Genomic DNA, 26500 nt, shown 5'->3' with positions numbered 1-26500 from the left:
CGGGCGACAACGTCTGGTGCTCTGACAGTTCTTCGTGAAGGAGGGTCCGTGCGGCACGGACGACATCTCGAGGGCAGGCAGGGGCCGGCAGCAAGAGATCGGGAGCTCGCCATCGGCAGGAATCCAGGCCTGCCGCGAGTTGATGGCGGGTTCGCACCCCGTTGGACCGACGGCGGCCGTTCCGGCCGCGCGTTTCGTCGATCACAGTTCGTTACTGTCTGCGACGTTAGGTCACGACCCCGGTCCCGTCAATGGCTCGACCGATGCGAGAGGCAACCAAGGCGGGTGGTTGCCTGATTCAACTACCGGTCGGGTTCATGCTGGTGGGAGGCGGATCCCGCGGCTGACGTCGACATCGTCGTAGCGGCCTTCCAGCACATCCACGAACTTGACCGGCCGTTGCAGCGTGGAGGCGATGTAGACGGCGCGGACGGTGGCCAGGGCGTCGATGGCGTCGTGCACGGTGATGCCAGGCTGTACGCCGTTGCCGATGGCATGGAAAATGTCCGCGTACTGCGCGACGTGTCCGCCACGGCGTTCCCCCGTGGCCAGATGCTCGTCGGGGGAGCCGTCCACGTTGAACCGGCGCAGTACGTCGTCCTCGAGCTCGGCTCCGCCTTCGGTGCCGTGGACCGAGACACGGGTGCGGCCACCAGGGAAGGCCGCGGTCGTCGCGTGCAGCGTCGCGACCGAGCCGTTCTCGAAGGTCAGCGTGGCGACCACGGTGTCCTCGACCTCGATCTCGTGGTGTGCCGCCCGGAGCGCCTGCGCCTGGATGAGAACCGGCCGGCCCATGAACCACAGCAGCAGGTCGACCGTGTGCACGCCCTGGTTCATCAGCGCGCCACCGCCGTCCTGAGCCCAGGTGCCACGCCAGCCGGCGGACGCGTAGTACTCGTCGCTTCGCCACCATGCGACGGTGGCGACGGCCGACGTCAGTTGGCCGAAGCGGCCGGCTCTGATCGCCTCCGAGACCTGCGTGCTGCCTGGGTCGAAGCGGTGCTGGCTGATCACCGACGACACGACCCCGTGACCAGCCGCCCGGGTGGCCGCCGCGCCGAGGCGGCGGGCCCGGGTGAGGTCGACGTCGAGCGGCTTCTCGATGACGACGTGCTTCTTCTCGTTGAGCGCTTGCTCGGCGAGCGCCGCGTGCGTGCCGCTCGGCGTACAGATCGCGACGAGCGAGATGTCCGAGCCCGACAAGGCCGCACCGAGATCGCCGTACACCTTCGGCTCCGGCTGCCCGGCTTCGGTCAGCCTGGCGGCCAGGGCTTCCGCGGTGGCGGTGTCGCCGTCGACCAGCGCGGTGACGCCGGCGTCCGGCCGGGCCGCGATGGTGTCGGCGTGGGTGCGGCCGATGATGCCGCAGCCCACGATGGCGACCTGGTGGTGGTTCGTCGAGTCGGACATCTCGCCCCTTCGTCGGCGGTCTACTGCGCGGCGAAGTTCGCCGTCAGCACCTGGTCCGCGGAGACGGCGAAGCTGTACGACGCGTCGGTCGAGACCACCACGCCGTCCACGGTCCAGCTCCGGAAAACGCTATCCGATGTTGGCTCGGCCGTCACGGTCACCTGCGCGCCGACCTCGTAAGTACCCGGTTCGGACTCGTTGCCGGCAATGCTCACCGTGCCGTTGCCGACGGCCACAACAGCCACCCGCCGCTGCACGACGTTGATCACCATCACGTTGTGCAGCGTGACCGGTCCGGTGCTGGTCGCGCCGTTGTAGCGCGCCAGGTTGGTTGCCTCGACGTCACCCCGGACGACCTTCACGGTGAAGCCGCCTTCACCGAGGTTGTCGGTGCCGAGGTTGAACGCGTCCACCTGACCGTCGTTGACGACCAGCCCGTCGTGGAAGCCGTACGCGAACACGTTGAACAAGGTCAGCCCGGTCGCGCCGTCAACAGTGACGATCTTGGCCGTCTTGCGCATGTACTTGTCGATCACCAGCTCGAAGATCCCGCCCTCGTCCATCCAGTGCGGCTGCTGGTACCCGATCCGGGTGACCGCGTTGCCGTTGGACAGCACGCCCTCGATCCTTCCACCGGTACTGCGGCCGACCGCGATGGCGTGATCGAAGAAGGCACCGGCGACCTTGCGGACGACGAACCCGTCGCTGCGATGGGTGGTGAAGTCGATCCCGTTCCACGCGTTCGGGAAGCCCGCGTTGACGACGTACGTCGCCGCGCCCATGCCGCGAACGGCGTACGGGTAGGGCACGACACCCTCGGCCTTGCCCGGGTTCTGCTCGGGGTAGAAGACCCGCAGTCCGCGGAGGCCGGCGCTCTTGCCTGCAAGCGTCACGAGCGCGGGCGCGGTGTCGGGTGCCGCAGTTCCCCTTCCCTCAAAGGCATGCAGGACCGTGCCGCCACTGAGTCCGCCCTGGTCCCGGTTCGGTACTGCGGAAGCTCCGCGCAACTCCACCTTCGCGGGCAAGCTGAGCCGGGTGTTGATCCGATACCACCCGGCCGGCAGATAGACGATCCCGCCGCCCTCACGGCCGGCCTTGTCGAGCATCCTCTGTACTGCGCTGGTCGCATCGGCCGCCGGCAGGTAGCCGACGCCATGCGGCGCATCCACGACGTACAAGGCTTTGCGGGCCGGTCCGGGGAGCGCTCGCTGGGTGTAGCTCGGCGCGTTGCCTGACATCCGGTGGACGATTCCGGCGACCGAGCCGGTGAGTGCCGTGCCGGTGACCTTCACATAGCCGCGGGAGTCGTTCTGGATGGCCTGCTCGCCTTCCAGCCGGCCGCCCGCGAGCGTGAGTCCCCACCGGTCGTCCATCACGTCCACCTTCAATGCGGTCCCAGTACGCCGGATGTCGGGCTGCAGGAAGCTGCCCGTGAATTGCGCGCGCTGACCCGCGACGATCTGGATACCGACCTTGTAGTCGGAGAGCGTGATCTTGTGGAACTGGTCCCACTCGAGATCACCCAGCACGAGCCCAGTGCCGTTGGCACGGGTCCACGTGTCCAGCGCGGCGCGAGCAGGCGGCCGGTATGCCGACGGCGCAGCGGCCCAGTACGCGTTGCTCAGCGTCACGTTCTCCCAGGTGCCGACGTCCGCGCCGTTGTAGGCGCGGGCTCCTTCGAACAAGGCGGTTCCGCGGATGTTCCGGATCGTCGTCGACTCGTGCACCTGGCCGGAGCTCGGCGCGTTGCCGCGATCGCTCGGCATCGTGCTGATCCCGATCCCGCGGTACGAGTTGAGCAGGGTGACGTCGGAGACGGTCGACATCATGTAGTTCTCGTTGCCGATCCAGGCGCCGCCGGGGATCTCGAAGGTGTAGCCGTACGGGATCGGGGTGGTCGCGTTCTGCCGTGGGTAGTACGTCGTCAGGCCGACCACGCCGGCTGAGCCGCCGATCCGGAACAGCGACGGTCCATCGTTGCCTGAGGCAAGGTCTGCGATCACGACGGTGCCGTAGTCGCGCTTGCTGTCCAGGTCTGGATCGCGCCGGTCGCCCCGGACGGTGCAGAAGGCGTGTACTTCGATCGTGTCCTTGACCAGGTACTTGCCGGCCGGAAGCCAGACGGTTCCACCACCCGCGTCCTGACAGGCGTAGATCGCTTGCTGGATTGCCTTGGTCGAGTCCTTGCGGCCAGTGCGGTCGGCGCCGTACCGGGTGGCGTCGAAGTCGGCGATCACGCCGTCCTCGGTCGGATTGACGGTGTCGACCAGTTGGGGTTTCGGCATCACGACCGGTGACTCGCGCAGTTGCAGTTCTCTCACCGTGAAGTTGTCGGCGCCGGTCATCACGACTCGGACGTAGCGCGCCTCGACGGTCGCGAAGCGGGTCTTGCTGAACTGGTTGGCGCCGGGCGATCCGGTCCGGCCGACCATGGTGAAGTTGGTGCCGTCGTTCGAGACCTGCACGGTGTAGTCGGGTGAGGATGTCTGCGCCCACTCGACGCGAACGTCGTTGACCGCACGTGGCATCTTGAGATCCAGCTGGAGCCAGGAATCGCCCGCTCCGCTGGTCCAGATGGTCTGGTGGTTTCGGTCGTTCGCGTTCGATGCGGCGGTGCCACCGCTGGCGCTCGCAGTACCGGCTGGTGCGAAGTTTGTGTCGACGACGGATGCTTTGAAGGCGTCGAGTTCGGCTTGCAGGGTTTGGAGTGCGGCCTTCACCTGGGCGTCGGTGACACCGGGGGTGGTCGCGACTGTGCGGGCGTCGTCGATGGCTTGCGAGAAGGTTGCTCGGCTGCCGATCGGGAACTGGCCGTCGCGGGAGCCTTCCCGGGCGGCCTTCTGGATCCGGGCCGCCTCGTCGATCAGGTCGACCAGGCCTTCGGTGACGTCGAGAACCGTTGCCACCTTGGCGACTCGGACGGCCGCGACCTTGAGGTCGACCGCGCCGTCACCGGTGTGGATCCGGAAGTCGGAACCGTTCGATCGGTTCGTCATCACCGCGTCGGTCAGTGCGAAGGTGTGGGTCTTCCAGGTCTGGGTGTTGCCGTAGGTGATGACTTCGGAGTTCTTGAACTTCTCCGGGATCGTCTCGCCGGGGGAGTCGTAGTGCAGCCCGAACTGGCCGTTGCCCTCGTCGAAGTAGTCGACGCTGACCAGCACCAGATTGCGGTTGTCGTAGAGGTAGGTGTCGGAGACGTTCATGTAGAAGAAGTTCGTACCGGGCGCCGGCGCGGTTCGGTCGGTCTGCCAATAGGGCCGGCCGTTCTGTACGCCGGTGATGAGGTTTTCGGGGCGGTCGCCTGCGCGGGGCGAGATGCCGCTCTGGGCCGGCGAGGCGCCGAGCTCGACCGAGGCGCCCGCAGTACTGATGCGGAGTCCGGCGACGGTGATGTCGTCGCTGCCCTGGAGTCGCAGGTCGCCGCCGCCGAGGCGGTTGGCGAACTCGATGTCGTTCAAGGCGAAGGTGCCGGTCTGCCACTGGCCGGTGTTCTTGAGTTGGACGTCGTCGGCGCGGGCGGCTGGGTCGGCGGCAGCGTCGTACTGGAGCTGGAGGGTGCCCGTGCCGGTGTCGAGGTAGGTGACGGTGACGACGACGTCGTCGGCGTTCAGTTCGCCGACGTAGTCGCTGTCGACGTCGAAGGTGAAGTAGGCGGTGTCGGCGGCCTGGTTGGTACGCCAGTAGGTGCGGCCTTGCTCGGTACCGGTCCGCAGGCCGGCCGGGTCGGCGCCGGCGGTGGGCTTCACGCCCAGTGTGGTGGGAGTGGCGCCGAGGTCGGCGCCGACGCCGCTCGGATACATCGATGCCGCGTGCGCCGGGAGTGCGGCGAGCGCGCCACCCAACAGGATCGCGGGCAGCAGACCCGCGAGCAGGCGTCGTGAGGACATGGCAGGAAACCTCCAGGTGGCGGGCCCAAGAGCAGGGTGCGTGTAAGTTAAACCATGCGTGTTACTTATTCAAGAGTCAGTGACCGCGGCGGCTGGATAGGCTTTTCGGGTGGCGAACGAGAGCTTGGCCGAGATCCAGCAGTGGCTGTCCGCGACCGCGTCCCCACTGACGAGTCTGGTGGCGGGGTCTGGGAGCGCGGATCTCGCCGCGCTGGGGAAGGCGCTGGACGGCGTACGGGTGGTCGGGCTGGGGGAGGCGACGCATGGCACGCGGCAGTTCTTCCAGCTGAAACACCGGTTGTTCGAGTATCTGGTGACCGAGCTGGGGTATTCGGTGCTCGCGATGGAGGCCAGCGAATCGGCTGCGCCGGCTGTCGATGCGTATGTGCGCGGCGGGGTGGGTGATGCGGCGAGTGTCGTGGCTGGCCTGGGCTTCTGGACCTGGCGGACCGAAGAGGTCGTGGAGCTTGTCGAGTGGATGCGGTCTTACAACTCGGGACGGCCGGCGGCTGAGCAGGTCGGGTTTGCGGGTATCGATCCACAACGGTGCTCGGCGTCGCTGGCCGTAGTACGGAAGTTCTTGTCGGAGTCGGTGCCTGATCGGCTGGCGGCGTTCGAGGAGGGCTTCGGGTTTCTGGAGGATGCTCAGCCTGGGTCGGCTCCCGATCCGGCGCGGCTGGTGGTCCGGGAAGCGGAGCAGTTGGTCACCTTCCTGGTGGCGAAGGGGGCTGACGAGGAGGTACTACGGCACGCGCGGATCCTGGAGCGGGTTGGTGATCTGGTGTGCCGGTCGAAGGAGCACAAGGATCCTGCGGAGACGGTGTTCTCGGTGCGCGACGCCTATATGGCAGAGGCTGTCGTCAGGCTCGCGGATGAGGATCCCTCGCGCCGCATCGCGGTATGGGCCCACAACGGACACCTCGCAGCCAGCCGGCAGACGCCGGGGTTGCGGCCGATGGGACAGCACCTGCGGGAGCGGCTCGGACCGGCGTACTACGCGCTGGCTCTGCTCTTCGGCTCAGGCGCCTTCCGCGCCCGCCGCCTGCGCCCCGGCCCCTGGCCCGGCCCGATGGACGGCCCAGTCGTCGCCAACAGCATCGACCGAGGCGGCTTCAACGCCCTAGAGGGCCAGTTGGCCGCAGCCACCCCCGGCGACCACTTCCTCAACCTCCGAGACACCGACAACGCCCCACCGCCAGTGAAAACCTGGCTCTCCGAACCCCAAATGTTCCGCAGCTACGGCGCCTACATCCAACGCTGGACCTACAAAATGCAGTTCGCCCCCACCGTCCTAACCCACGAATACGACGGCCTCACCTACATAGCAAAGTCCACCCCATCAGTCCCGCTCCCCGACTGAACTAAGCGACTACGGCGAGGGTGCGGGTGGGGGTTAGGAGGGGGAGGAGGGTGAAGAAGTGGGGGAGGGCGTCGGGGAGGCGGAGGGTGCCGGCTTCGTGGGTGGTCCAGCCGAAGAGGAGTTCGCCGTCCAGGACGTGTTCGGAGAGGGGAGTGGCGAAGGCGCTCAGGGTGACGCGGTTGGGGCCCGTTTGGGGGTGGTGGTCGCCGCAGCCGCATTCGGCGGCGATGACGATCGAGGTGAGGGCGTCGGGGGAGTAGTGGCGCAGGCGCAGCGTCGTACCGCGGGCGGTGAAGCGGGCGATTGTTGCGTCCGGCAACTGAACGAGGAGTTCGACCGGGACGGCGTGGGAGCCGGGGAGCAGGCGCAGTCCGCGGGAGGCGAACAGGTCGGCCAGAGCAGCAAGGTTCATGTCAGCGAAGATCCTGTGGGGCTGGTGTCGGCGGGCGGGCCTGGGAATGGACAGGGCCTCGCGCGCCTCAGACGGCGCGCGTCAGCGACAACAACAGCGACAACACAGCATGATCTGCATGGCGAAGATCATGGCAGACCCCACCCGCCCTGCCAAACACCGCCCGTAATCTGAGACACCTGTCCGTCACCAGGAGCTGCAGGCACGCACGACCGCTGCGCGCGCGGGGAATTCAGCGGCGGTGGGCGGACATGCGCGACCCGTCGGCAGGCGGTCGCCGACGGGGTGTTTCGTGCGCTCGAGCGACTTGTGCTGGGTCAGTCGGCTTTCTTGCCGAACATGATTTCGTCCCAGCTGGGGACGCTGGCTCGTTTGGAGCCTCGTTTGGCGGGCTTTTTCTTTTCCTCGGCAGGCGGGGCTGCTGCCGCGGGCTCGGCGGCCGGGTCCGCGGTTGGTTCCGTTGCGGGCTGGCGACGGGGGTCGGCGGGCTTCGGGATCGCGGGCCTCGGGTCGGCAGGCTTCGGAGCTGCAGGTGAAGCGGGCTGGGAGGCAGCGGGGGTTGGGGCCGACGGGCGGGCAGGGGTTGGGGCTTCCTGCCGGACCGGGTCGGGCTGGCGCTCCTCGGTGGCCGGCGCTTCGGGACGACGAGCTTCTGCCGGGCGGGGCTCCGGCTGGCGTGGCTCCGGGCGCCGCGACTCGGGCTGGCGGGGCTCGCGTGGGTCTGCCTGGCGAGGCTCGCGAAGGTCGCGGGAATCGGCAGGCGGGATGCGGCGTTCGGTGAAGCGGTTTTCGGGGGCGGCGGCGCGTTCCTCGGGGGAGAGGGGTGGGGCCTCGACCGGGCGGTGTGGGGGGCGTTCGACGGCTCGGACGGCCGGGCGGAGCGTCTGGGGTGGTTCGATCGGTACGTCGATCAGGGTCGGCTCTTCGTCCGGGCTCGGCACCGAGTGCACCCGGCGCGGCCCGCGCTCGACATCACGGGCGATCCCGTACTCCGGGTCGCGACCGAACCCACGCCCCGTGTCCCGGTTGGCATCGCGATCCGCCTGGGCGGCGCGCCCACGCGGCAGGCTGATCGTGTCCTCGAACCCGGCCTCGTAGCTGTCTGCCCCGTGATCGGGCGCCAGACTCAGATCGAAGTCCGCCACCGCGGTGAGCCGTCGCTCAGAGGTCGGCTGCGGCGCGATCACCTGCGCCTGCTCACCGACCAGCCAGCGCGCCTCGTCGTCGTCCGGTACGGCGTACCGCCCCGGTGCGTCGTAGGCGAACATCGCGACCTTCTCGTCATTCTCCTCGGCGAAGTACGACACCCGCACGGCCCAGCGGCCGTCGTCGCGGCGCCAGGCGTCCCACTCGGCCGAGGCCGGGTCGACGCCCCGGATCCGCAGCCGCTCGGTCACCCAGGCACCCAGGTTGCGGGTGGGGGCGTCGCCGCCACCGCGCCGGCGCACCGAGGCGCGCTGGGCGAGGCTTGCGACATGGTCTCGCTCGGCGAGGACGGGTCCGGCGAAGGCCATCACCCGTTCCATCGGCATCTGCGCGACGGCAGCGACCGCCTCGGGACTTTCTCCGGCCCGGATCCGGGCCTGGATGTCTCGCGGGCGGAGCGCGCTCTCCATTTGAATCTCCAGCTGGCCGAGTCGGGCACGGTCGCCGCGCAGGGCCGCACGCAACCGGTCGTCGACCGGAACGGCGAACTCCTCACCCGTCGGTTCCATCGCCAGGATGAGTTGCTTGCCATCCTGGCTCAGGCCAACGAGCCTCGCCTCGCGCATTGCCTTTGTTCTCCTGTGCGGTTCTCGACAGTCTCTCCCGATACCTGCGCCTCGACCAAGACCGGCGCGCCGTGCCCGCCGGTCATTGTGGAGGTTACGTCACAAAACCCCATCTTGCCTGCTCAGGAGGGTCCTTGTCGTCACACCAGTCACACTAGTCACAACGGGCGGTGAGCACGACATCGAACCCCCTGAAACCGATCAGTTCACCGGTCAGTTGACCGGATACGCGGCCCGGACGGCCAGCGCCCGGATCAGATCGTCGCGGCGATCCCCGACCGCCCGCCGGATCCCGGCCTGGACGTCCTCGTCGGCGACCAGGTTCGCGGCCAGCGCGACGGTCCGCTCGTCGATCGAGTACACCGGGAAGGACAAGGTGGCGGCCTGCGCGACCACCCAGCCCGAGCGCAGCTTCTCGATCCCCGCGATCTCCGCGAAGTACCGGTCGACGTACGGCGCCGTCAGCTCCAGCTGGTCGTACTGCCAGAACCCCTCGCAGGCGGCGTACAGCTCGTAGTTGGCGATGTCGGCGTCGGTCATGATCTGGGCCCAGGCGCGTTCCTTCGCGGCGACCGTCGGCAGCGCGGCGCGGCACCGGGTCGCGTGCACGACGCCTTCCGACGACGTGTCGCGAGCCAGTTCGGCGTCGATCCCGGCGTCGTCGACGGCTCCGAGCTTGGCCAGCCGCAGCGTGATCAGCCAGCGCAGATCGGCATCGACAGCCAGCCCCGCCGGTACGCCGTCGCCCGCGAGCCACCCCTTGAGAAGCTCGGCGTCGTCGGTGAGCCCGACCGCACCCCGTACGACGGCCAGTTGCAGGCTGCTCCCAGCCGGCACCGACTGCAGCCGCTCGGTCAGTACTGCGGCCAGCCGTCCCCGGTACGGCTCGACCGGAAGGTACTGACCCAGCAGACGCCCGCGGACCCAGTTGACCATCGTGTCGACGGCGATGTCGCTGGTCTCCGACGGCAGCGCGGCCAGCACCACGTCGAAACCCAGCCGCGGGTCGAGCTCGGCGTCGGCGGTCGCGTCGCGCAGGCTGTTCAGGATCACCGCGCGCGTGACGCCGTCGTCGATCTTTGGCATGACCGCCGGCAGCTTCGCCAGGCTGGCCGCGTCGAAGCGGATCTTGGCCCAGGTGTCGTCGGCCGCGTCCGGGACGACGACCGCGATGGACGGGTCGAGCTCGACGTCCACCACGTCCGCGTTGAGCAGGACCGGTACGGAGGTGCCGCGCCCGGACTCGTCGTACCCGGCGATGGTCAGCTGGTGCGGGCGATCGGCCGGGTAGTCGGCGGGGGCGGTGCGGTGCAACCGGATGCCGGTGGCCGTGCGCTCGGCGGTGATCGTGTCGAGGCCCGGCGTACGGAGCCAGTTCTGGGCCCATGCCTCGAGGCCGACGGCGCCTGCCTCGGTCCACTTGGTGACCAGGTCGGCGAAGGTCGCGTTGCCGAACTCGTTCGAGCTGATGTGCGCTTTCACGCCGTTGAGGAACACCTCGTCACCGAGGTAGGCGTTGAGCTGCTTGAGCACCGCCGCGCCCTTGGCGTAGGAGATGCCGTCGAAGTCGTCGAGCGAGGCGAGCGCGTCCTTGACCGCGTCGGCGGCGACCGGGTGGGTCGAGGCCCGCTGGTCGGCCTGCAGACCCCACCACTTACGGACGAAGGCGAAGTCGATCCAGTTGTCGGCGTACCGGGTCGCCGTGGTGGAGACCCGGTAGGCCATGTACTCCGCGAACGACTCGTTCAGCCACAGGTCGTTCCACCACTGCATCGTCACGGTGTCGCCGAACCACTGGTGCGCCATCTCGTGGACGACGGTCCGGGCCCGGCCGCTGCGTTCGCCGTCGGTGACCGCGGAGCGGAAGACCATCGAGTCGCGGAACGTCACGCAGCCCGGGTTCTCCATCGCGCCGGCGTTGAACTCGGGCACGAACGCCTGGTGGTACTCACCGAACGGGTAGCGGTACCCGAACAGCCGGTGGAACTCGTCGAAGGCCTGCCCGGTCACCTCGAACAGGTCCTCGGCCTCGCGGTCGAGCGCCTCGGCCAGCGACTGCCGGGAGACGAGGCCGAGCGGGATGCCGTCGTGCTCGCCGAGGATCTGGTGGTACGGGCCGGCCACCAGGGTGACGAAGTACGTCGACAGCGGCTTGGTCTCGGCCAGTTCCCAGCGGCCCGGCGACACCTTGGTCGCGGCGCCGTTGCCCAGCACGATCCACTCCGGCGGAGCCGTCACCTTCACCCGGTACGGCGCCTTGAGGTCGGGCTGGTCGAAACAGGCGAAGATCCGGGGCGCGGCGTCCAGGAACGACATCGCGTAGAGGTAGGTCAGCCCGTCGGCGGCGTCCACACTGCGATGCAGGCCCTCGCCGTCGTTGGAGTACAGCATCGACGCGACGACGACCAGCTCGTTCTCCGCGGTGAGCCCGGTCAGCGCGAGCCGCCCGTCACTCAGTCCGGCCGGGTCGACCGGCGTCCCGTTCAGCGTGACCGACAGCAGTTCGTCGGGCTTCACGTCCACCCAGCTCGACTGCTCGGCGGCGGAGAAGACGATCCGGGTGGTCGATCCGAACGTACGCTCGCCCTGGGTGAGGTCGAGATCGACGTCGTACGAGTGGACGGTGAGTGCGGCGGCCCGGGTACGGGCGCCGTCGACGGTAAGGCTCGGCATGCGGTGAACTCTATGCGGTCGTCCCACACTCCGGCAGCCGCATAGATAGAGTTTGGCCATGACCGAGATGGAGTACCGCCAGCTGGGTGACTCCGGCCTCACGGTGAGTGTGGTCGGCCTGGGTTGTAACAACTTCGGGGGCCGGATCGGCGCGGAGCAGGCGGACTCGGTGGTGGCAGCGGCGCTGGACGCCGGGATCACCCTGTTCGACACCGCCGACGTCTATCGCGGCGACCGTGGTTCGAGCGAGGAGATCCTCGGCAAGGCGCTCGGCAGCCGGCGGGACGAGGCGGTCGTCGCGACCAAGTTCGGCGGCGACATGAAGGGCGACAACGGCCCGGACTGGGGTGTGCGCGGCTCGCGGCGCTACATCCGCAAGGCCGTCGAGGCCAGTCTGCGCCGGCTCGGCACGGACTGGATCGACCTCTACCAGCTGCACATGCCCGACGAGGTCACGCCGATCGAGGAGACCCTGGCAGCCCTGTCCGAGCTGGTTGCCGAGGGCAAGGTTCGCTACCTGGGCAGCTCCCAGTTCGCGGGCTGGCAGGTGGTGGACGCCGACTGGGCCGCGCGGACCGCGGGCTCGGAGCACTTCATCAGCGCGCAGAACCACTACAACCTGCTCTCCCGCGAGGCCGAGGAGGAGCTGATCCCTGCCTGCGAGCACCTCGGTATCGGCGTCCTACCGTTCTTCCCGCTCGCGTCCGGTCTGCTGACCGGCAAGTACAAGCGCGGTGAGCAGCCGCCCCAGGACAGCCGGCTGGCGAAGATGCCCGAGCGGCTGGCCCGGGCCGACTTCGACAAGATCGAGGCGCTCGAGACCTTCGCGGCCGAGCGCGACCTCACCCTGCTCGACGTCGCCATCGGCGGGCTCGCCGCGCAGCCGGCCGTCTCGTCGGTGATCGCCGGGGCCACCCGGCCGGAGCAGATCGAGCAGAACGTGCGCGCCGGTCTGTGGCTCCCGACCGCTGAAGACCTGGCGATCCTGGACGAGCTGACGTGACCCTGATCCTGCTCCCGCCGTCGGAGGGCAAGTCCGGCCGCTCCCGCGGCAACGCGGTCGACCTGCCGAGCCTCTCGTTCCCGGAACTCAACCCCGTGCGCGAGTCCGTGCTGGAGACTCTCGCCAAGGTGAGTTCCTCGGAAGACGCCTACGGCGTACTGGGTGTCGGTCCGTCGTTGAAGGATGAGGTCGAGCGGAACACCAGGTGGCGGACCGAGCCGTCCGTGCCGGTGTCGGAGTTGTACTCCGGTGTCCTGTACGACGCGCTCGGCTACTCGACCTTGCCGGCCGGCACCAAGCGTCGCGCGAACTCGCGACTGCTGGTGATGTCGGCGGCCTGGGGAGCCTTGCGGATGGGGGACCGCGTACCGGCGTACCGGCTGTCGATGGGTACGACGCTGCCGGGGCTCGGGCCGCTCGCCTCGGTGTGGCGCGAACCGCTGGCGGCGTCGCTCGAGGCCGTCGCGGGCAAGTCGGTCATCGTGGACTGCCGTTCGTCGACGTACGCCGCGGCGTGGCGGCCGTCGGGCGAGCAGGCAGCCAAATGGGTATCGGTCTCGGTGGTGCGTGAACGCGGGGGAGTCCGCTCGGTCGTCTCGCACAACGCGAAGCACACCCGCGGCCTGGTGGCCCGTCACCTGCTGGAGTCCGGCAAGGACCCCGGTACGCCGAAGGCCTTGCACAAGCTGATTTCGGAACGCTGGAACGCCGAACTCGAGCGAACCGGCGCGGCATGGACGCTGACCGTCGTCGAGCACGACTAGCTTTCATCAGGCCTTCACCAGGAACTGGTTTCCCCGATGGTCCAGGCGGGGAAGGGTTGAGGCAGCGCAAGTCAGGGGGGCACCGCCCAACCTCGGAGGCCTGAAGATGCGTCGTCTGTTCGCATGCTCGATCACCGTCGTCGCCGCGACGACAGCTTGGGTCGTCGGTACCCAGCCGGCGCTCGCCTACCCACCGACCCCACCCTCGGCCAGTACGGCGCTGACCCAGCTGAACTCGCTGACTGTGAAGGCAGAAGGCACCACCACCGGCTACAGCCGGGACAAGTTCCCGCACTGGCGCACTGTGTCGGGCACGTGCGACACCCGTGACGAGGTGCTCAAGCGCGACGGCACCGGAGTGACCGTCGACAGTGACTGCGAGCCGACGGCCGGCAAGTGGTACAGCGTGTACGACGCCGTCTACCTCACCGACGACTCGGCGATCGACATCGACCACATCGTGCCGCTCGCGGAGGCATGGAAGTCCGGCGCGAGCACCTGGACGACGGCCAGGCGTCAGCAGTTCGCCAACGACCTCACGATCGCCCAGCTGATCGCGGTGTCGGCGTCGAGCAACCGCTCCAAGGGCGACCGCGATCCAGCATCCTGGAAGCCGACCAACACCTCGGTGCACTGCATCTATGCCCGGGAATGGATCTGGGTGAAGTACACCTACGGCCTGTCGCTGCAGTCGACCGAGAAGACGGCTCTGCAGCAGATGCTCAACGCCTGCTGACAGTCAGGCACCTTCGAGGAGCCGGCGGCGCTGTGCGTGGACGCCGGCCTGGAAGCGGGTCCGGGCGCCGAGAGTCTCCATCAGTTCGGCGACCCGGCGGCCGACCGTGCGGCTGCTCAGCGCGAGCTGCCGCGCGATCGCGTCGTCCTTGAACCCCGCCGCGAGCAGCGTCATCAGCCGCGCGTCCAGCCCGTCGATCTGGGCCGGTACGACCGGTACCGCCTGGTCCCACAGCAATGTGAACATCTCGATCAACGCGTCGAGCAACGCGCAGGGGTGGACGACGAGCGCGCTGTCGACGAGCTGGTCGACCGACAGCGGCAGCAGCGCGGCGGTCTGGTCGAACACCGCCAGCTTCATCGGCACCTGTGGATGCACCCGCGACGTCTCACCGGCATCGGCCGCGCTGTAGGCCTCGTCCACCCCACCCGGTACGTCGAGGGAGTCGGGCGAGTAGATCCCCCGAACGGTGACTCCTTCGCGCAGCAGGCCACGCACCCGGTTGTCGGACTGCTCGACGCCCGACGCGTACGGCGGCCGGTCCAGCACCAGCAACTGTTCCTGCGTTCCGTTGAGCAGTTGGGCGAAGCGCGCGGCGATGGCTTCCTGGCCGACGATCACCTCGACCAGATTCTCCGGCCGGTGCTGTTCCTGGGCACGCAGCTCGGACATCATCACGCGGGCTTCCGCGCGGACCCGGTCGAGTTCGGCCCGGCGTACGGCGACGAGCGCGTCGATGGCCACGTCGGGCCGGGTCGGCAGCAGGCGCACGGGTTCGTCGCCGGCGGTGGTCAGCAGGCCGAGTTGCTCCAGCCGTTCGACCGTTGCGCGGACGTCGTCCAGGTCGCGGCCGAGCTGTTTGGCCAGCTCGTCCACGCAGCAGCCAGGACTGGCCAGCAAGGCGCGATACGCCTGCTCGTCCGGTTCGGCCACCCCGATCGTTTCCAGCACCCGTCCTCCTGACCAGTTCCTGACATGTCCGGCATCCGACACGCTATCTCGTGGCGTGGACAACTGCCGGTTCGATACGACTGTCCGGTGAAGTTCCCCGCCCCGGCGTTGCTTGCTGCCCTGACGGGTTCCGTCATCCTCCTCACGGCGGTCCCGTCCACGGCCCTGGGCAGTGGGCAGGCGACCCCTGCAGCCGACCCGCCGGTGGCGGGGACTTCACCGACTTCACCTGCTTCGGCAACCTCGGTCACCTTGGTCACTGGCGACCGGGTGACCATCGGCCCGCCCGACCAGACCGGCCGGCCGTCGGTCCGCGTCGAGCCGCGCTCCACCGGAGCCGGCGGCTTCTCCGTACTACGAGACGCCGGCCGCGTCTCCGTCATCCCCAAAGACGTGGCAGCTCTCGTCCCGGATGTCCTCGACCCGGCGCTGTTCGACGTCACCGGCCTGATCGAGATGCGGTACGACGACGCGCACCGCGCCGACCTTCCCGTCATCGTCCGGGACGACAGCCGCTCGACCGTCGTGCACAGCGGCCGGGCCTTGCCGAGTATCGGCGCCATGGCCGGAGTACTGCCGAAGGGATCGGCGGCAGGGTTCGGTGCCCGACTCGCCACCCAGCGCACCGCCATCCGCAAAGTGTGGCTCGACCGGCAGGTCACCGCGACCGTTTTATCGTCACAATCAAGCATCACGGAAGACCGCTACCTGGACCAGGTGAAGGCCTCGGCGGCCCGGGCGAAAGGGCTCGACGGTCGCGGCGTGAAGGTCGCCGTACTGGACACCGGTGTCGATGCCGGGCACCCCGCACTGGACGGCAAGGTGACGTCGCAGAGCAACTTCACGCAGACGGCGACGCCGGCTGACGGCAATGGTCACGGCACACATGTCTCGTCGCTGATCGTCGGCAACGGCGCTGGCTCCGGCGGCGCGCGCCAGGGCATCGCGCCGGCCGCCGAGCTGATCTCCGGCAAGGTGTTGGCCGATGACGGGTTCGGTCAGGAGTCCTGGGTGATCGCCGGGATGGAATGGGCCGCCGATCAAGGTGCGGACCTGGTCAACCTCAGTCTCAGCTCCGCACCGGTCAACGGCGACGACCCCGTCGCGGTCGCGCTGGAACAACTCACGGCTCAGACCGGCACGCTGTTCGTGGCGGCGGCCGGTAACCGTGGCGGCTTCGGTGCGAACCCCTACACGATCGGCAGCCCCGGTGTGGCGGCCTCCGGGCTGACCGTCGGCGCGGTCGACGGGAACGACAAGCAGGCGGGCTTCTCCAGCGAGGGCCCGACCCGAGGCTCGTACCGGCTCAAGCCCGACCTCACGGCGCCTGGCGTCGGCATCCTCGGCGCGAAAGCGGGAGCCCGCGACGGCGACCTCTACACAGCGATGTCCGGTACTTCGCAGGCAACCCCGATCGTCACCGGCGCGGCCGCTCTGCTGTTGCAGCAACAACCCGACCGGACCTGGCAGCAACTCAAGACCCAGCTCACGAACGCCGCCGACCCAGCACCGATCTACAACACCTGGACCCACGGCGCCGGCCGCCTCGACCTCCAGCGTGCCACCGGCACCGGCCTCATTTCCGACGTCGCGTCCGTCGACTTCGCCTATCTGCGCTACCCCGACAAGTCCGTGCGGAGCCGCGTTGTGAGCCTGAAGAACACGGGCGACACCGCCATGACGATCTCGATCACTGACCAGCAGCAGGACGACAGGTTCGAGTCTGCCCCGGCCGATGCCGTCGTCGCGACCCCGGCGACCCTCACGATCCCGGCCGGCGGCACCGCCAGTACGACGATCACGGTCGACCCGGCCGTGTTGCCCGACGGCATCTGGCAAGGCGGCATCGACTTCACCGGACCCGACCAGCAACGCCTGCTCCACTTGGGCTTCGGCACCTACGACGAATCAGAGCGCTACGACCTCACAGTCAAAGTCCTCGACCGCACCGGTACGCCGTACGCGGGCGGCCAGGCTTCCGTCTTCAACTACGACACCGGAGGCTCGGCCACGCTTCACCTGGACGCCAACGGAACCGCCTCGATCCGGATGGATCGCGGGCACTACGGAATCTTCTCCGCCGTGACCACCCCAGCCGCCGGGGATCAGCCGGAGACCTTCGCCCTCGCCGGTACTGCGGACGTGCTGGTGGCCGCCGACACGACCTACGTCGTCGACGCCCGCAACGCGAAGATGCTGACCGCACCGACCGTGGAGAAGGTCGGCACCTCGGTGATCGAGTCCGCGATCGGGATCTCGCGACACAGTGCGACGCGGGGTCTGAGCGACTTCTACTTCTTCACGCCGGAGCAGATCGCCGCGGGGACGGTGTTCATCGAGCCGACGACGAGCACGAGCAGTGGGTCGTTCGAAGCGAGCACTCGCTGGCGGCTGGAGCCGACGGGCAAGGTCGGGCCGAACGAGCCGGCCGTTTACGAGTTGCTCTACCCGAAGGACAGGTTCTCGCTGCCGTTGAGTCCGCGGCTCGACCGGCGTGCGCTCAACCGGATGGCTCGGGTGGAGAACACCTTTGGCACCTTCGCGAGTAGCGGTACGGAAACGGTCGAGCGGGCTTGGTCGACAGGGGCCACCGGCATCGGGTGGGTCACGCGCCGGCCGGTCGCAGTACCGTCGAAGCGGGTCGAGTTGCTCACTGCCGATCCGGCGGCCGAGTGGAATCAGTGTCTGACCTTCAGCCCCGCCAGTGCGACCCGGTTGTGCGATCCGTCCAACTCACCGTTCCCATCGGGCGCGAGGATGCAGCGATCCTTCGGGTCGGCGATCCACCCGAGTGTTTTCGCCGCTTCGCACACACCTACTTATCTGTTCGCGGATGGCGGCGTCGCGGATGCGTTCCACGACGGGAAGTTGCCGGCGTCGGCGTACCGGAGCAGGAAGTTGTCGTTGTACCGCGACGGTGAGCTGGTGGGGGAGACGGCCAGTGGGTCCAGCTACTTCCGGATTCCCAACGGGAGTGGACGATTCCGGCTGGAGCAGAGCTGGAGCCTGGACGTTTCGAAGTACCCGCGATCGAGCGAAGCGTCGACGGTGTGGAACTTCGATTCCGCGCCGCCACCGGACCCGACGAAGGCCAGCGGCACCGTGCCGTCGCTGCTGCAGATCGGCTACGACCCGGACGTCGACGGCTTCGGACGCGCGACGGCCTGGCGTCCCCTGCAGATCAAATTGACCGTGAGCCACCTGCTCCGCTCGACGCCCTCCCGGATCACCAGCACCAAACTCTCGTACTCCGTCGACGGCGGGCGCCACTGGACGCCGGCAGTCGTGGTGCCGTCTGCCGGTGGAAAGTCAGCCGTCATTCCGCCGTGGTCGGTCTTGCCGGGCAAGAGCCTGTCTCTGCGGGCATCGGCCACGGACGCAGCCGGCGGCAGCATCGAGCAGACCGTGCTCGGCGCGATCCCGGTGACGTAGCGACCACTGTTGGCTAGCGTGTTCGGAACGCGAGATCGCGGTTGCGGTGGGACGATGAAACGGCGGTGTACGATCGCCGATCGTCGCAGAACGGTATCGGTGCACCCCGGACTGTGATCGACTTGCCGGCAGTCGAGTGCCCTGGGAGGCAGGATGAGCGAGAGCGCGAGCGCGAGCGCACCCACCACGACCGAGGACCGTCCCGAGCTGAAACGCGTGATGGGGCCCGGGCTGTTGCTGCTGTTCGTGGTCGGCGACATCCTCGGTACCGGTGTCTACGCGCTGACCGGCAAGGTGGCCGGTGAGGTCGGCGGCGCGGTCTGGCTGCCGTTCCTGTGCGCGTTCATCGTCGCGCTGCTGACGGCGACCAGCTACCTGGAGCTGGTGACGAAGTACCCGAAGGCCGGTGGTGCGGCGGTCTACACGCACAAGGCGTTCGGCATCCACTTCCTCACCTTCCTGCTCACCTTCGCGGTGATGTGCTCGGGGCTGACCTCGGCCTCCAGCGCGTCGAAGGCGTTCGCGGCGAACTTCTTCTCCGCGCTGAAGATCGACCCCGACCGCGGCTCGGTGCTGATGATCACCTCGCTGGCGTTCATGGCCTTGATTGCCATCGTCAACCTTCGCGGAGTGGGCGAGAGCGTCAAGGCCAACGTGGTGCTCACCCTGATCGAGCTGACCGGTCTGCTGATCGTGATCGCGATCGGCGTCTGGGCACTGGCCCACGGCGACGGCGACACCGCCCGGCTGACCGAGTTCAACACGCCCGAGGGCGACTCGGCCTTCGGCGCGGTGACGGCCGCGACCGCGTTGGCGTTCTTCGCGATGGTCGGCTTCGAGGACTCGGTCAACATGGCCGAGGAGACCAAGGACCCGGTCAAGATCTTCCCCAAGATCATGCTGATCGGCCTGTGCGTCACCGGACTCATCTACGTGATGGTCGCGATCTCGGCGATCGCGCTGGTCTCGCCGGAGGAACTGAACAAGGGCGCGACCCCGCTGCTGAAGGTGGTCCAGGCCGGCGCGCCGGACTTCCCGCTCCAGATCTTCGCCTGGATCACCATGTTCGCGGTGGCCAACTCGGCGCTGATCAACATGCTGATGGCCAGCCGGCTGCTCTACGGCATGTCGCACGAGAAGGTCCTGCCGGGTCCGCTCGGCCGGGTGCTGCACCGCCGCCGGACGCCCTGGGTGGCGATCCTGTTCACCACCCTGCTGGCCTTCCTGCTGATCGGGTACGCCGACCTCGCCGCGCTGGGTGGCACCACGGCGTTCCTGCTGCTGTGCGTGTTCGCGATCGTCAACGTCGCCGTGCTGGTACTGCGTCGCGACCGGGTCGAGCACAAGCACTTCCACGCGCCGACCGCGCTACCGGTGCTGGGCCTTGTGCTCTGCGTCTACCTGGCCAGCCCGCTGTCGGGCCGGGCCAAGCAGGACTACAAGATCGCCGGCTACCTGATGCTGATCGGCATCGCGCTGTGGGCGCTCACCTGGCTGCTGAACAAGTACGTGTTCAAGCGCAAGGCAGACTTCGACCCGTCCCACCTCGACCCGAGCGGCCCGGTCAACTAGTCGGCTGTCAACTGTTCGGCCCGGTGGGCACCACGGCGGTGTCCATCGGGCGGGGCAGCCCGGCCTCGCGCAGCGGCAGCATCGCCGCCAGAATGACGGTGCCCAGGGCAACGATCGCGAGAACGACCGCGACCCAGCCGAGCAGCTGGTACCCGTCGCCCGCGTCGATGGCCAGCCCGCCGAGCCACGGGCCGATCGTGATGCCGACGTTGAACGACGAGAAGTTGACCGCCGTCGCCAGCGTCGGCGCGTCACCGGCCAGGCTGAACACCCGCGCGTTGAGGGCCGGGTTCGCGGCGAACCCGAAGCCGCCGAGCAGGAAGATCGCCGCGGTCGCGACCACCGGGGTGTGCGCCCACAGCGCGAGCACCGCCGACATCAGGCTCAGCCCGATGATGCTGACCGCCAGCGTGCGGAACGGCAGCGCGTCGGCGTTGCGGCCGCCGATCGTGATGCCGATCAGCGAGCCCACGCCGTACAGGGCGAGCACGGCCGGTACGGCGCCGGACGGCAGGCCGGTCGCCTCGGTCAGCAGGGGAGCCAGGTAGCTGAAGATCACCAGGATGGCCGCGGTGACGAAGGCGGTCGTGGCGTAGGACAGCCACAGCCGGGGATTGGCCATCGCGCGCAACTCGGCCGGCATCCGCGGGATCGCGCCAGGCTCGGGCCGCCCGAGCGGAACGGTCGCGATCACGCCGGCCATCGCACCCACCGACAGGACGGCCACCGTCCAGAACGCGGCCCGCCAGCCGAAGTGCTGACCGATCACCGTGCCGGCCGGGAGACCGACGATGGTCGCGATGGTGAGTCCGCCGGTGACGACGCTCATCGCTCTTGCCCGCGAGGTGACCGGGACGAGCCCGACCGCCGTGACGGCCGCCACCGCCCAGAACCCGGCGTACACGAAAGCGCCGACCACCCGAGTGACGAGCAGGACCTCGTAGTTCGGGGTCAGCGCTCCGGCGACGTGGGTCAGGGCGAACAGGGCGAGGAACACCAGCAACGCGGTCCGCCGGGCCCAGCGCAAAGTGACCACGGCCAGGACCGGAGCGCCGGCCAGCATGCCGACCGCGAACGCCGAGATCAGCAGCCCCGCCTCCGGGATCGACACCCCCAGGTCGGCCGCCAGCTCCGGCAGCAGGCCGGCCAGCATCAGCTCGGAGGTGCCCTGGGCGAAGATGGCCAGGCCCAGGATGTAGACGGCGATCGGCATGTACGGGCTGTCCCTCCGGATCTCGGGTCGTACGGGCGGCCCACCAGCGTCCCCCATCGCACTACGGCGAGCTACGCGACCTTGTCATCCAGTGTGACGGAGCAGCTACGATCACGCAGCGCCACGCCCGCACAGCGGACGGTGTTGCAGCTTCCTGCAATTGCCGAGCCCCGGAACACGAGGCGGACGGCACGCGCGGCGCGGGCGGTGCGGTTTGGCCGGATCGGGCAGAGTTGATCCATGAGCTACCCGACCCCAGCGCGACGCACCCGCGGTGTCGTCGACGGCTCCAAGATCAGCAGTGGGCTCAAGCTGCTCGTCCTGCTCGTCGGGCTGATGTGGCTGAGCGAGACCGTCGACACCGCCCTCAACGGCGAGCTCGACCAGTACGGGATCATCGCCCGCAGCCCCGACGGCCTGTTCGGCATCATCACCTCGCCGTTCCTGCACCTCGGGTTCGGCCACCTGATCTCCAACACGCTGCCGCTCGTCACACTCGGCGCGCTGATCGCGGTCAGCGGCGCGATGCGGCTGTTCTCGGTGACCGCGATCGTCACCACGATCGGCGGTTTCGGCACCTGGCTGATCTCGCCGCCGAACACGATCACGATCGGCGCGAGCGGTCTGGTCTTCGGGTACGCCGCCTACCTGATCGCGCGGGGGGTCTTCAACCGGCGGCTCGGCCAGGTGGCGATCGGCGTGATCGTCGTGATGGTCTGGGGCAGCGCCCTGCTCGGCGGCCTGCTGCCACAGGACGGCATCTCCTGGCAGGGGCACCTCTTCGGCGCGGTCGCCGGTATCTTCGCCGCGTGGGTGCTGACCGAAGACAAACCGAAGCGCAAGGAACCAGTGATTTGAGCCTCCGCATGATCCAGCCCTCGACCGACGCCGAGCTGCTGGACTGGCAGTACGTCCACAACGAGATCATCCCGACCGATCCACTCTCGCTGGACGACGTCCGCGAGCGGTCCGGCCGCAACCGGCTGACGGTCGCCTATGACGGCGACACCCTCGTCGGCTGCTCGACCGTGCGCCCACCGTCCGACGAGACGCCCGCCGCCACGGTGATCGTGCGAGTGCTGCCCGCCTACCGCCGGCAAGGCTTCGGCGAGCAGCTCTACACCGCCGAGCTGAAGCACGCCCAGGCGCTGTCCGACTCGGTGGAGACGATCGTGCTGGAGACGAACCAGGACGGCCTGCGGTTCGCTCTGCAGCACGGCTTCGTCGAGTTCGAGCGCTATCTGCTCGACGGGGACACGATCCCGTACATCGGCCTGCGGCTCAGCTGATCGTCGACAAGTCGGTGTTGGCGCCGCAGATGACCGCGACGACGCGCTCGTCCGGCGCCGGCTGGTAGGCGCCGCTGCGCAGGGCCGCGTAGGTCACCGCGGCGCCGTGCTCCACGGCGAGCTGGAACTCACGCCACAGCTCGTTGCGGGCAGCAACGATCGACTCCTCGGTCACCAGCACCGAGGTGACGCCGTACGCCGTAACGGCGTCGAAGGCCAGCGTCCCGAGCCGCCGCGCGCCAAGCGAGTCAGCGGCCAGCCCACCGACCTGTACGTCGACCGGCTCCCCGGCGTCGAGAGCCCCCGCGAGAGTGGGTGCCAGCTCAGGCTCGATCCCGACGACCTGAGCGCGGTCACCCAGGGCGGTCGCGATGCCGCCGATCAGGCCGCCACCACCGACTGCGACCAGCACAGTGTCGAACTCGAGGTCCTCCAGCAGCTCCAGCCCGGTCGTTCCCTGACCGGCGAGCACCTCCGGCTGGTCGTACGCATGCAGCAGGAGAGCACCGGACTCCGCCGCCTCGGCCGTGGCTGCCTCGTACGCCTCGGCGTACTCGTTCCCGACCTGCACCACATCGGCGTCGAGCGTGCGCAACCGCGCGACCTTGGCCGTCGGCGCGTTGACCGGGACGAAGATCCGCGCCGGTACGCCGAGCTCGCGGGCGGCATACGCACCGGCCAGCCCCGCGTTGCCACCCGACGCGGTGACGACGCCCTGGCCGGTCAGCGTGCCCTGCTCCTTGGCCGCGAGCAGCCGGTTGAACGCGCCACGCGGCTTGAACGAGCCGACGTGCTGCAGGAGTTCCAGCTTGAAGGCCAGCGTCGGCGACACCCGCAGTACCGGCGTACGGCGGACCCGGCCGGCGATCCGGCGGGAGGCGAGCTGGATGTCATCAGGAGTCACGGTCATGTGTTCCACCTTGCCACGCGGGGGAGGACTACCGTGGTTCGTGCTTCACGATGAGATGGAGGCGACCAGATGGGTGCGTACGAGGACAGTCACCGCCGCAGCCTGGCGGACCCGGAGGGGTTCTGGCTGGAGGCGGCCGGCGCGATCAGCTGGACCACGCCACCCAGCCGGGCACTCGACCCCACGGCCGCGCCGATCTACCGCTGGTTCCCCGACGGGGAGCTCAACACGGCGTACAACGCACTCGATCGCCGTGTCGAGACCGGCCACGGGGACCGGACCGCACTGATCTACGACTCACCCGTCACCGGTACTGCGCGCAGCTACTCCTACGCCGAGCTGCGGGACGAGGTTGCGCTGTTCGCGGGCGCGCTGCGCGGGCTCGGGGTCGGCAAAGGCGATCGCGTGATCGTCTACCTGCCGATGATCCCCGAGGCGGTGATCACGATGCTGGCCTGTGCCCGGCTCGGCGCGATCCACTCAGTCGTCTTCGGCGGGTTCGCGCCGAAGGAGCTCGCGGCCCGGATCGACGACGCGACGCCGAAGGTGATCGTGGCCGCGTCCTGCGGGATCGAACCGGCCCGGGTGGTCGAGTACAAACCGATCATCGACGCGGCGCTCGAGCTCGCGACCCACCAGCCCGAGCGGACTGTGCTGCTGCAGCGCGAGATCGCGCCCGGAAAGCTGGGGGAGCGCGATCTCGACTGGGACAGCGCTGTCTTGGGGGCGGTCCCGGCCGATCCTGTCCCGGTGGCTGCGACCGATCCGCTGTATGTGCTCTACACGTCCGGCACGACCGGAAAACCGAAGGGCGTGGTGCGCGACAACGGCGGGCATGCCGTCGCGCTGGCGTGGTCGATGGGCGCGGTGTACGACATCTCGCCCGGCGACGTCTGGTGGACCGCCTCCGACGTCGGCTGGGTCGTCGGCCACTCCTACATCGTCTACGCGCCCCTGCTCATCGGCGCCACGACGGTGCTCTACGAAGGCAAGCCCGTCGGTACTCCGGACGCCGGCGCCTTCTGGCGGGTCATCTCCGAGCACGGTGTGAAGGCGCTTTTCACCGCCCCGACCGCGCTGCGGGCCATCAAGAAGGTCGATCCGGACGGGTTGGAGTTGGCGAAGTACGGGATGGACGGGTTCCGCACGCTCTTCCTGGCCGGCGAGCGACTCGATCCGGAGACGTATCACTGGGCGCATGAGAAGCTCGGCGTACCGGTGGTCGATCACTGGTGGCAGACCGAGACCGGCTGGCCGATCGTCGCGAATCCGCGTGGTCTGGAGCCGTTGCCGGTCAAGCCCGGTTCGGCGACCGTTCCGTTGCCTGGCTGGGACGTGCAGGTGCTCGACGCGACCGGCAGCCGGTTGCCCGCGGGGGAGGAGGGATCGATCGCGATCAAGCTTCCGCTGCCACCGGGGGCGTTGCCGACGTTGTGGGGTGACGACCAGCGCTACATCGACAACTACCTGAGCCGGTACGACGGCTACTACCTGACCGGCGACTCCGGGTATGTCGATGCCGACGGCTACGTTTTCGTGATGGGCCGGACCGACGACGTGATCAACGTGGCCGGCCATCGCCTCTCGACCGGCAGCATGGAGGCCGTTCTCGCGGCGCATCCAGCAGTGGCCGAGTGCGCGGTGATCGGCGTCCACGACGCGCTCAAGGGCCAGTTGCCGCGCGGGCTCGTCGTACTGAAAGCCGGTGCGACCATCTCGCCCGACGTACTGCGTGAAGAACTCGTTGCCGCCGTACGCCGGGACATCGGTCCGGTGGCCGCGTTCCGCGACGTGGCCGTGGTCGACGCGCTGCCCAAGACCAGGTCGGGCAAGATCCTGCGCAAGACGATGCGCGGTATCGCCGACGGACGGGACGAACCTGTTCCGTCAACGATCGAGGACGCGAGCGTGCTCGACGCGCTCCGGCCGGTCCTCCGTTCTCAACCACCTGTGACCTAGGCTCGGCTTCATGCGAGTCGTGATAGCTGGTGGACACGGACAGATCGCGCTGCGGCTGACGAAGCTGCTCTCGGCAAGCGGGCACTCGGTGGTCGGGCTGGTACGCAACCCGGCGCACGAGAGCGACATCGCTGCGGCAGGTGGCGAGGCCGCAGTACTGGACCTGGAATCGGCCGACGTCGAGGACGTCGCGAAGGTGCTGGCCGGTGCGGATGTCGCTGTCTTCGCCGCCGGGGCCGGACCGGGTAGCGGGAACGAACGCAAGGACACCGTCGACCGTGGCGCGGCCGCCCTGCTCGCCGACGCGGCGGAGCGGGCCGGCGTACGGCGGTATCTGCAGGTCGGCTCGATCAACGCGGACCGGGCTGATGACCCGGACCTGGATCCGGACGACACGTTCACGATCTACCTGAAGGCGAAGAAGGCTGCCGAGGACGACCTGCGGGCCCGCGACGGGCTGGACTGGACGATCCTGCGGCCCGGCGCCCTCACCAACGACCCCGGCACCGGCCGCGTACTGCTCACGGACAAGACGGGCTTCGGCAACATCACCCGCGACGACGTCGCACTCGTCCTGGCCGGCCTGTGCGAGACTCCCGCCTCGATCGGCCGGACCCTCGAGCTGATCGAGGGCGACACCCCGGTCGCCGAGGCACTGGCCACCCTCTGACGGTTGCCGCCGGCAACCGTTGTACCGCTATGAGATCGTGAGGACATGAGCGACGACACCCTGCGGCAGGTGCAGTTCGAGCGCACCGCCAACAGCAAGTACGAGGTCAGCAACGTTCGCGGCGGCACCCTGTCGGTCGGCTCCGGCCAGGACACCGACTTCACCCCGGTCGAACTGCTGCTGGCCGCGATCGGCACCTGCTCCGCGATCGACGTGGACGTCGTCACGAGCCGCCGCGCCGAACCGACCGAGTTCCGGGCAGTGGTCCGCGGCAACAAACTCCGCGACGCCGAGCAGGGCAACCGGCTGGAGAACCTCGCCGTCGAGTTCACCATCACCTTCCCCGAAGGCGAGGACGGCGACAAGGCCCGCGAAGCCCTGCCCCGCGCGGTCAAGATGTCCCACGACCGCCTCTGCACCGTCAGCCGCACGGTGGAACTCGGCACCCCGGTCACCACCACCCTCTTCGACGAGCCTTCGGTCTGAC

General features: G+C 68.8%; 19 protein-coding genes. 11 read left to right on the top strand and 8 right to left on the bottom strand.

What is annotated here, in order from left to right; all coding sequences use genetic code 11:
- Positions 1-315 precede the first annotated feature (315 nt).
- Positions 316-1410 (bottom strand): Gfo/Idh/MocA family oxidoreductase, encoded by a 1095-nt coding sequence (locus AB0F51_RS04945; RefSeq protein WP_360274105.1) that lies wholly within the window; start codon positions 1408-1410, stop codon positions 316-318.
- A gap of 20 nt (positions 1411-1430) precedes the next feature.
- On the bottom strand, positions 1431-5297 hold the full coding sequence (locus AB0F51_RS04940) for a glycosyl hydrolase family 28-related protein (protein WP_360274102.1): 3867 nt from the start codon (positions 5295-5297) through the stop codon (positions 1431-1433).
- Positions 5298-5406: 109 nt separating this feature from the next.
- Between AB0F51_RS04940 and AB0F51_RS04935 the strand changes: the two genes are divergently transcribed.
- Complete coding sequence (locus AB0F51_RS04935; RefSeq protein WP_360274099.1) at positions 5407-6657, top strand: erythromycin esterase family protein; 1251 nt, start codon at positions 5407-5409, stop codon at positions 6655-6657.
- Position 6658: 1 nt separating this feature from the next.
- On the opposite strand, the gene AB0F51_RS04930 is transcribed toward AB0F51_RS04935, so the two are convergent.
- The 3 genes from AB0F51_RS04930 to pepN form a co-directional block, all read right to left on the bottom strand.
- Positions 6659-7069 carry a hypothetical protein gene (locus AB0F51_RS04930; protein ID WP_360274096.1) on the bottom strand — a complete coding sequence of 137 codons (411 nt, stop codon included), beginning with the start codon at positions 7067-7069 and terminating at the stop codon, positions 6659-6661.
- A 317-nt stretch (positions 7070-7386) separates the two neighbouring features.
- Positions 7387-8841 (bottom strand): septation protein SepH, encoded by a 1455-nt coding sequence (sepH, locus tag AB0F51_RS04925; RefSeq protein WP_360274093.1) that lies wholly within the window; start codon positions 8839-8841, stop codon positions 7387-7389.
- A 213-nt stretch (positions 8842-9054) separates the two neighbouring features.
- A complete protein-coding gene (pepN, locus tag AB0F51_RS04920; protein ID WP_360274090.1) occupies positions 9055-11514 on the bottom strand; it encodes an aminopeptidase N in 2460 nt (819 codons plus the stop codon).
- Positions 11515-11572: 58 nt separating this feature from the next.
- Here pepN and AB0F51_RS04915 point away from each other — a divergent pair, with 58 nt between their 5' ends.
- The 3 genes from AB0F51_RS04915 to AB0F51_RS04905 all read left to right on the top strand — a co-directional run bounded on the left by AB0F51_RS04915 (position 11573) and on the right by AB0F51_RS04905 (position 14017).
- Positions 11573-12517, top strand: coding sequence for an aldo/keto reductase (locus tag AB0F51_RS04915; protein ID WP_360274087.1), 945 nt, complete (start codon positions 11573-11575; stop codon positions 12515-12517).
- Complete coding sequence (locus tag AB0F51_RS04910; RefSeq protein ID WP_360274085.1) at positions 12514-13281, top strand: peroxide stress protein YaaA; 768 nt, start codon at positions 12514-12516, stop codon at positions 13279-13281. Before AB0F51_RS04915 ends, AB0F51_RS04910 begins: the two co-directional genes overlap by 4 nt.
- 106 nt (positions 13282-13387) lie before the next feature.
- The gene (locus AB0F51_RS04905; protein ID WP_360274083.1) at positions 13388-14017 is read left to right on the top strand and encodes an HNH endonuclease family protein; all 630 of its coding nucleotides are present in this window, start codon (positions 13388-13390) and stop codon (positions 14015-14017) included.
- 3 nt (positions 14018-14020) lie between these two features.
- Here the strand turns inward: AB0F51_RS04905 and AB0F51_RS04900 are convergent, their stop codons facing one another.
- On the bottom strand, positions 14021-14968 hold the full coding sequence (locus AB0F51_RS04900) for a LuxR C-terminal-related transcriptional regulator (RefSeq protein ID WP_360274080.1): 948 nt from the start codon (positions 14966-14968) through the stop codon (positions 14021-14023).
- A gap of 87 nt (positions 14969-15055) precedes the next feature.
- Between AB0F51_RS04900 and AB0F51_RS04895 the strand changes: the two genes are divergently transcribed.
- Entirely contained in the window at positions 15056-18400 is a 3345-nt protein-coding gene (locus AB0F51_RS04895; RefSeq protein ID WP_360274078.1) for a S8 family serine peptidase, read from the top strand.
- Between the two features lie 153 nt (positions 18401-18553).
- Complete coding sequence (locus AB0F51_RS04890) at positions 18554-19972, top strand: APC family permease (RefSeq protein WP_360274076.1); 1419 nt, start codon at positions 18554-18556, stop codon at positions 19970-19972.
- A gap of 7 nt (positions 19973-19979) precedes the next feature.
- On the opposite strand, the gene AB0F51_RS04885 is transcribed toward AB0F51_RS04890, so the two are convergent.
- On the bottom strand, positions 19980-21185 hold the full coding sequence (locus tag AB0F51_RS04885; protein WP_360274073.1) for a Cmx/CmrA family chloramphenicol efflux MFS transporter: 1206 nt from the start codon (positions 21183-21185) through the stop codon (positions 19980-19982).
- Positions 21186-21425: 240 nt separating this feature from the next.
- Here AB0F51_RS04885 and AB0F51_RS04880 point away from each other — a divergent pair, with 240 nt between their 5' ends.
- Complete coding sequence (locus tag AB0F51_RS04880; protein WP_360274070.1) at positions 21426-22043, top strand: rhomboid family intramembrane serine protease; 618 nt, start codon at positions 21426-21428, stop codon at positions 22041-22043.
- Entirely contained in the window at positions 22040-22474 is a 435-nt protein-coding gene (locus AB0F51_RS04875; protein WP_360274067.1) for a GNAT family N-acetyltransferase, read from the top strand. Before AB0F51_RS04880 ends, AB0F51_RS04875 begins: the two co-directional genes overlap by 4 nt.
- On the opposite strand, the gene AB0F51_RS04870 is transcribed toward AB0F51_RS04875, so the two are convergent.
- Positions 22467-23384, bottom strand: a complete 918-nt coding sequence (locus tag AB0F51_RS04870; protein WP_360274065.1) for a threonine/serine dehydratase — start codon at positions 23382-23384, stop codon at positions 22467-22469. The two genes, AB0F51_RS04875 and AB0F51_RS04870, sit on opposite strands and share 8 nt — an antisense overlap.
- Positions 23385-23453: 69 nt before the next feature.
- On the opposite strand from AB0F51_RS04870, the gene AB0F51_RS04865 reads away from it, so the two are divergent.
- From AB0F51_RS04865 to AB0F51_RS04855, 3 genes are read left to right on the top strand one after another with little or no spacing between them, the layout of a single operon-like run.
- On the top strand, positions 23454-25343 hold the full coding sequence (locus tag AB0F51_RS04865) for a propionyl-CoA synthetase (RefSeq protein WP_360274063.1): 1890 nt from the start codon (positions 23454-23456) through the stop codon (positions 25341-25343).
- Between the two features lie 10 nt (positions 25344-25353).
- Positions 25354-26013, top strand: coding sequence for an SDR family oxidoreductase (locus AB0F51_RS04860; protein WP_360274061.1), 660 nt, complete (start codon positions 25354-25356; stop codon positions 26011-26013).
- A gap of 45 nt (positions 26014-26058) precedes the next feature.
- Entirely contained in the window at positions 26059-26499 is a 441-nt protein-coding gene (locus AB0F51_RS04855; RefSeq protein WP_360274058.1) for an OsmC family protein, read from the top strand.
- Position 26500 lies beyond the last annotated feature (1 nt).

Origin of the sequence: Kribbella sp. NPDC023855 (genome assembly GCF_040639475.1) — a bacterium.
Lineage (GTDB): Bacteria > Actinomycetota > Actinomycetes > Propionibacteriales > Kribbellaceae > Kribbella.
This window is presented reverse-complemented; position numbering and strand designations above follow the sequence as displayed.

Coding starts and splice junctions, on each gene's coding strand:
- AB0F51_RS04945 (WP_360274105.1), bottom strand. CDS start 1,410: ATGTCCGACTCGACGAACCACCACCAGGTCGCCATCGTGGGCTGCGGC.
- AB0F51_RS04940 (WP_360274102.1), bottom strand. CDS start 5,297: ATGTCCTCACGACGCCTGCTCGCGGGTCTGCTGCCCGCGATCCTGTTG.
- AB0F51_RS04930 (WP_360274096.1), bottom strand. CDS start 7,069: ATGAACCTTGCTGCTCTGGCCGACCTGTTCGCCTCCCGCGGACTGCGC.
- sepH (WP_360274093.1), bottom strand. CDS start 8,841: ATGCGCGAGGCGAGGCTCGTTGGCCTGAGCCAGGATGGCAAGCAACTC.
- pepN (WP_360274090.1), bottom strand. CDS start 11,514: ATGCCGAGCCTTACCGTCGACGGCGCCCGTACCCGGGCCGCCGCACTC.
- AB0F51_RS04915 (WP_360274087.1), top strand. CDS start 11,573: ATGACCGAGATGGAGTACCGCCAGCTGGGTGACTCCGGCCTCACGGTG.
- AB0F51_RS04905 (WP_360274083.1), top strand. CDS start 13,388: ATGCGTCGTCTGTTCGCATGCTCGATCACCGTCGTCGCCGCGACGACA.
- AB0F51_RS04890 (WP_360274076.1), top strand. CDS start 18,554: ATGAGCGAGAGCGCGAGCGCGAGCGCACCCACCACGACCGAGGACCGT.
- AB0F51_RS04885 (WP_360274073.1), bottom strand. CDS start 21,185: ATGCCGATCGCCGTCTACATCCTGGGCCTGGCCATCTTCGCCCAGGGC.
- AB0F51_RS04880 (WP_360274070.1), top strand. CDS start 21,426: ATGAGCTACCCGACCCCAGCGCGACGCACCCGCGGTGTCGTCGACGGC.
- AB0F51_RS04870 (WP_360274065.1), bottom strand. CDS start 23,384: ATGACCGTGACTCCTGATGACATCCAGCTCGCCTCCCGCCGGATCGCC.
- AB0F51_RS04865 (WP_360274063.1), top strand. CDS start 23,454: ATGGGTGCGTACGAGGACAGTCACCGCCGCAGCCTGGCGGACCCGGAG.
- AB0F51_RS04860 (WP_360274061.1), top strand. CDS start 25,354: ATGCGAGTCGTGATAGCTGGTGGACACGGACAGATCGCGCTGCGGCTG.
- AB0F51_RS04855 (WP_360274058.1), top strand. CDS start 26,059: ATGAGCGACGACACCCTGCGGCAGGTGCAGTTCGAGCGCACCGCCAAC.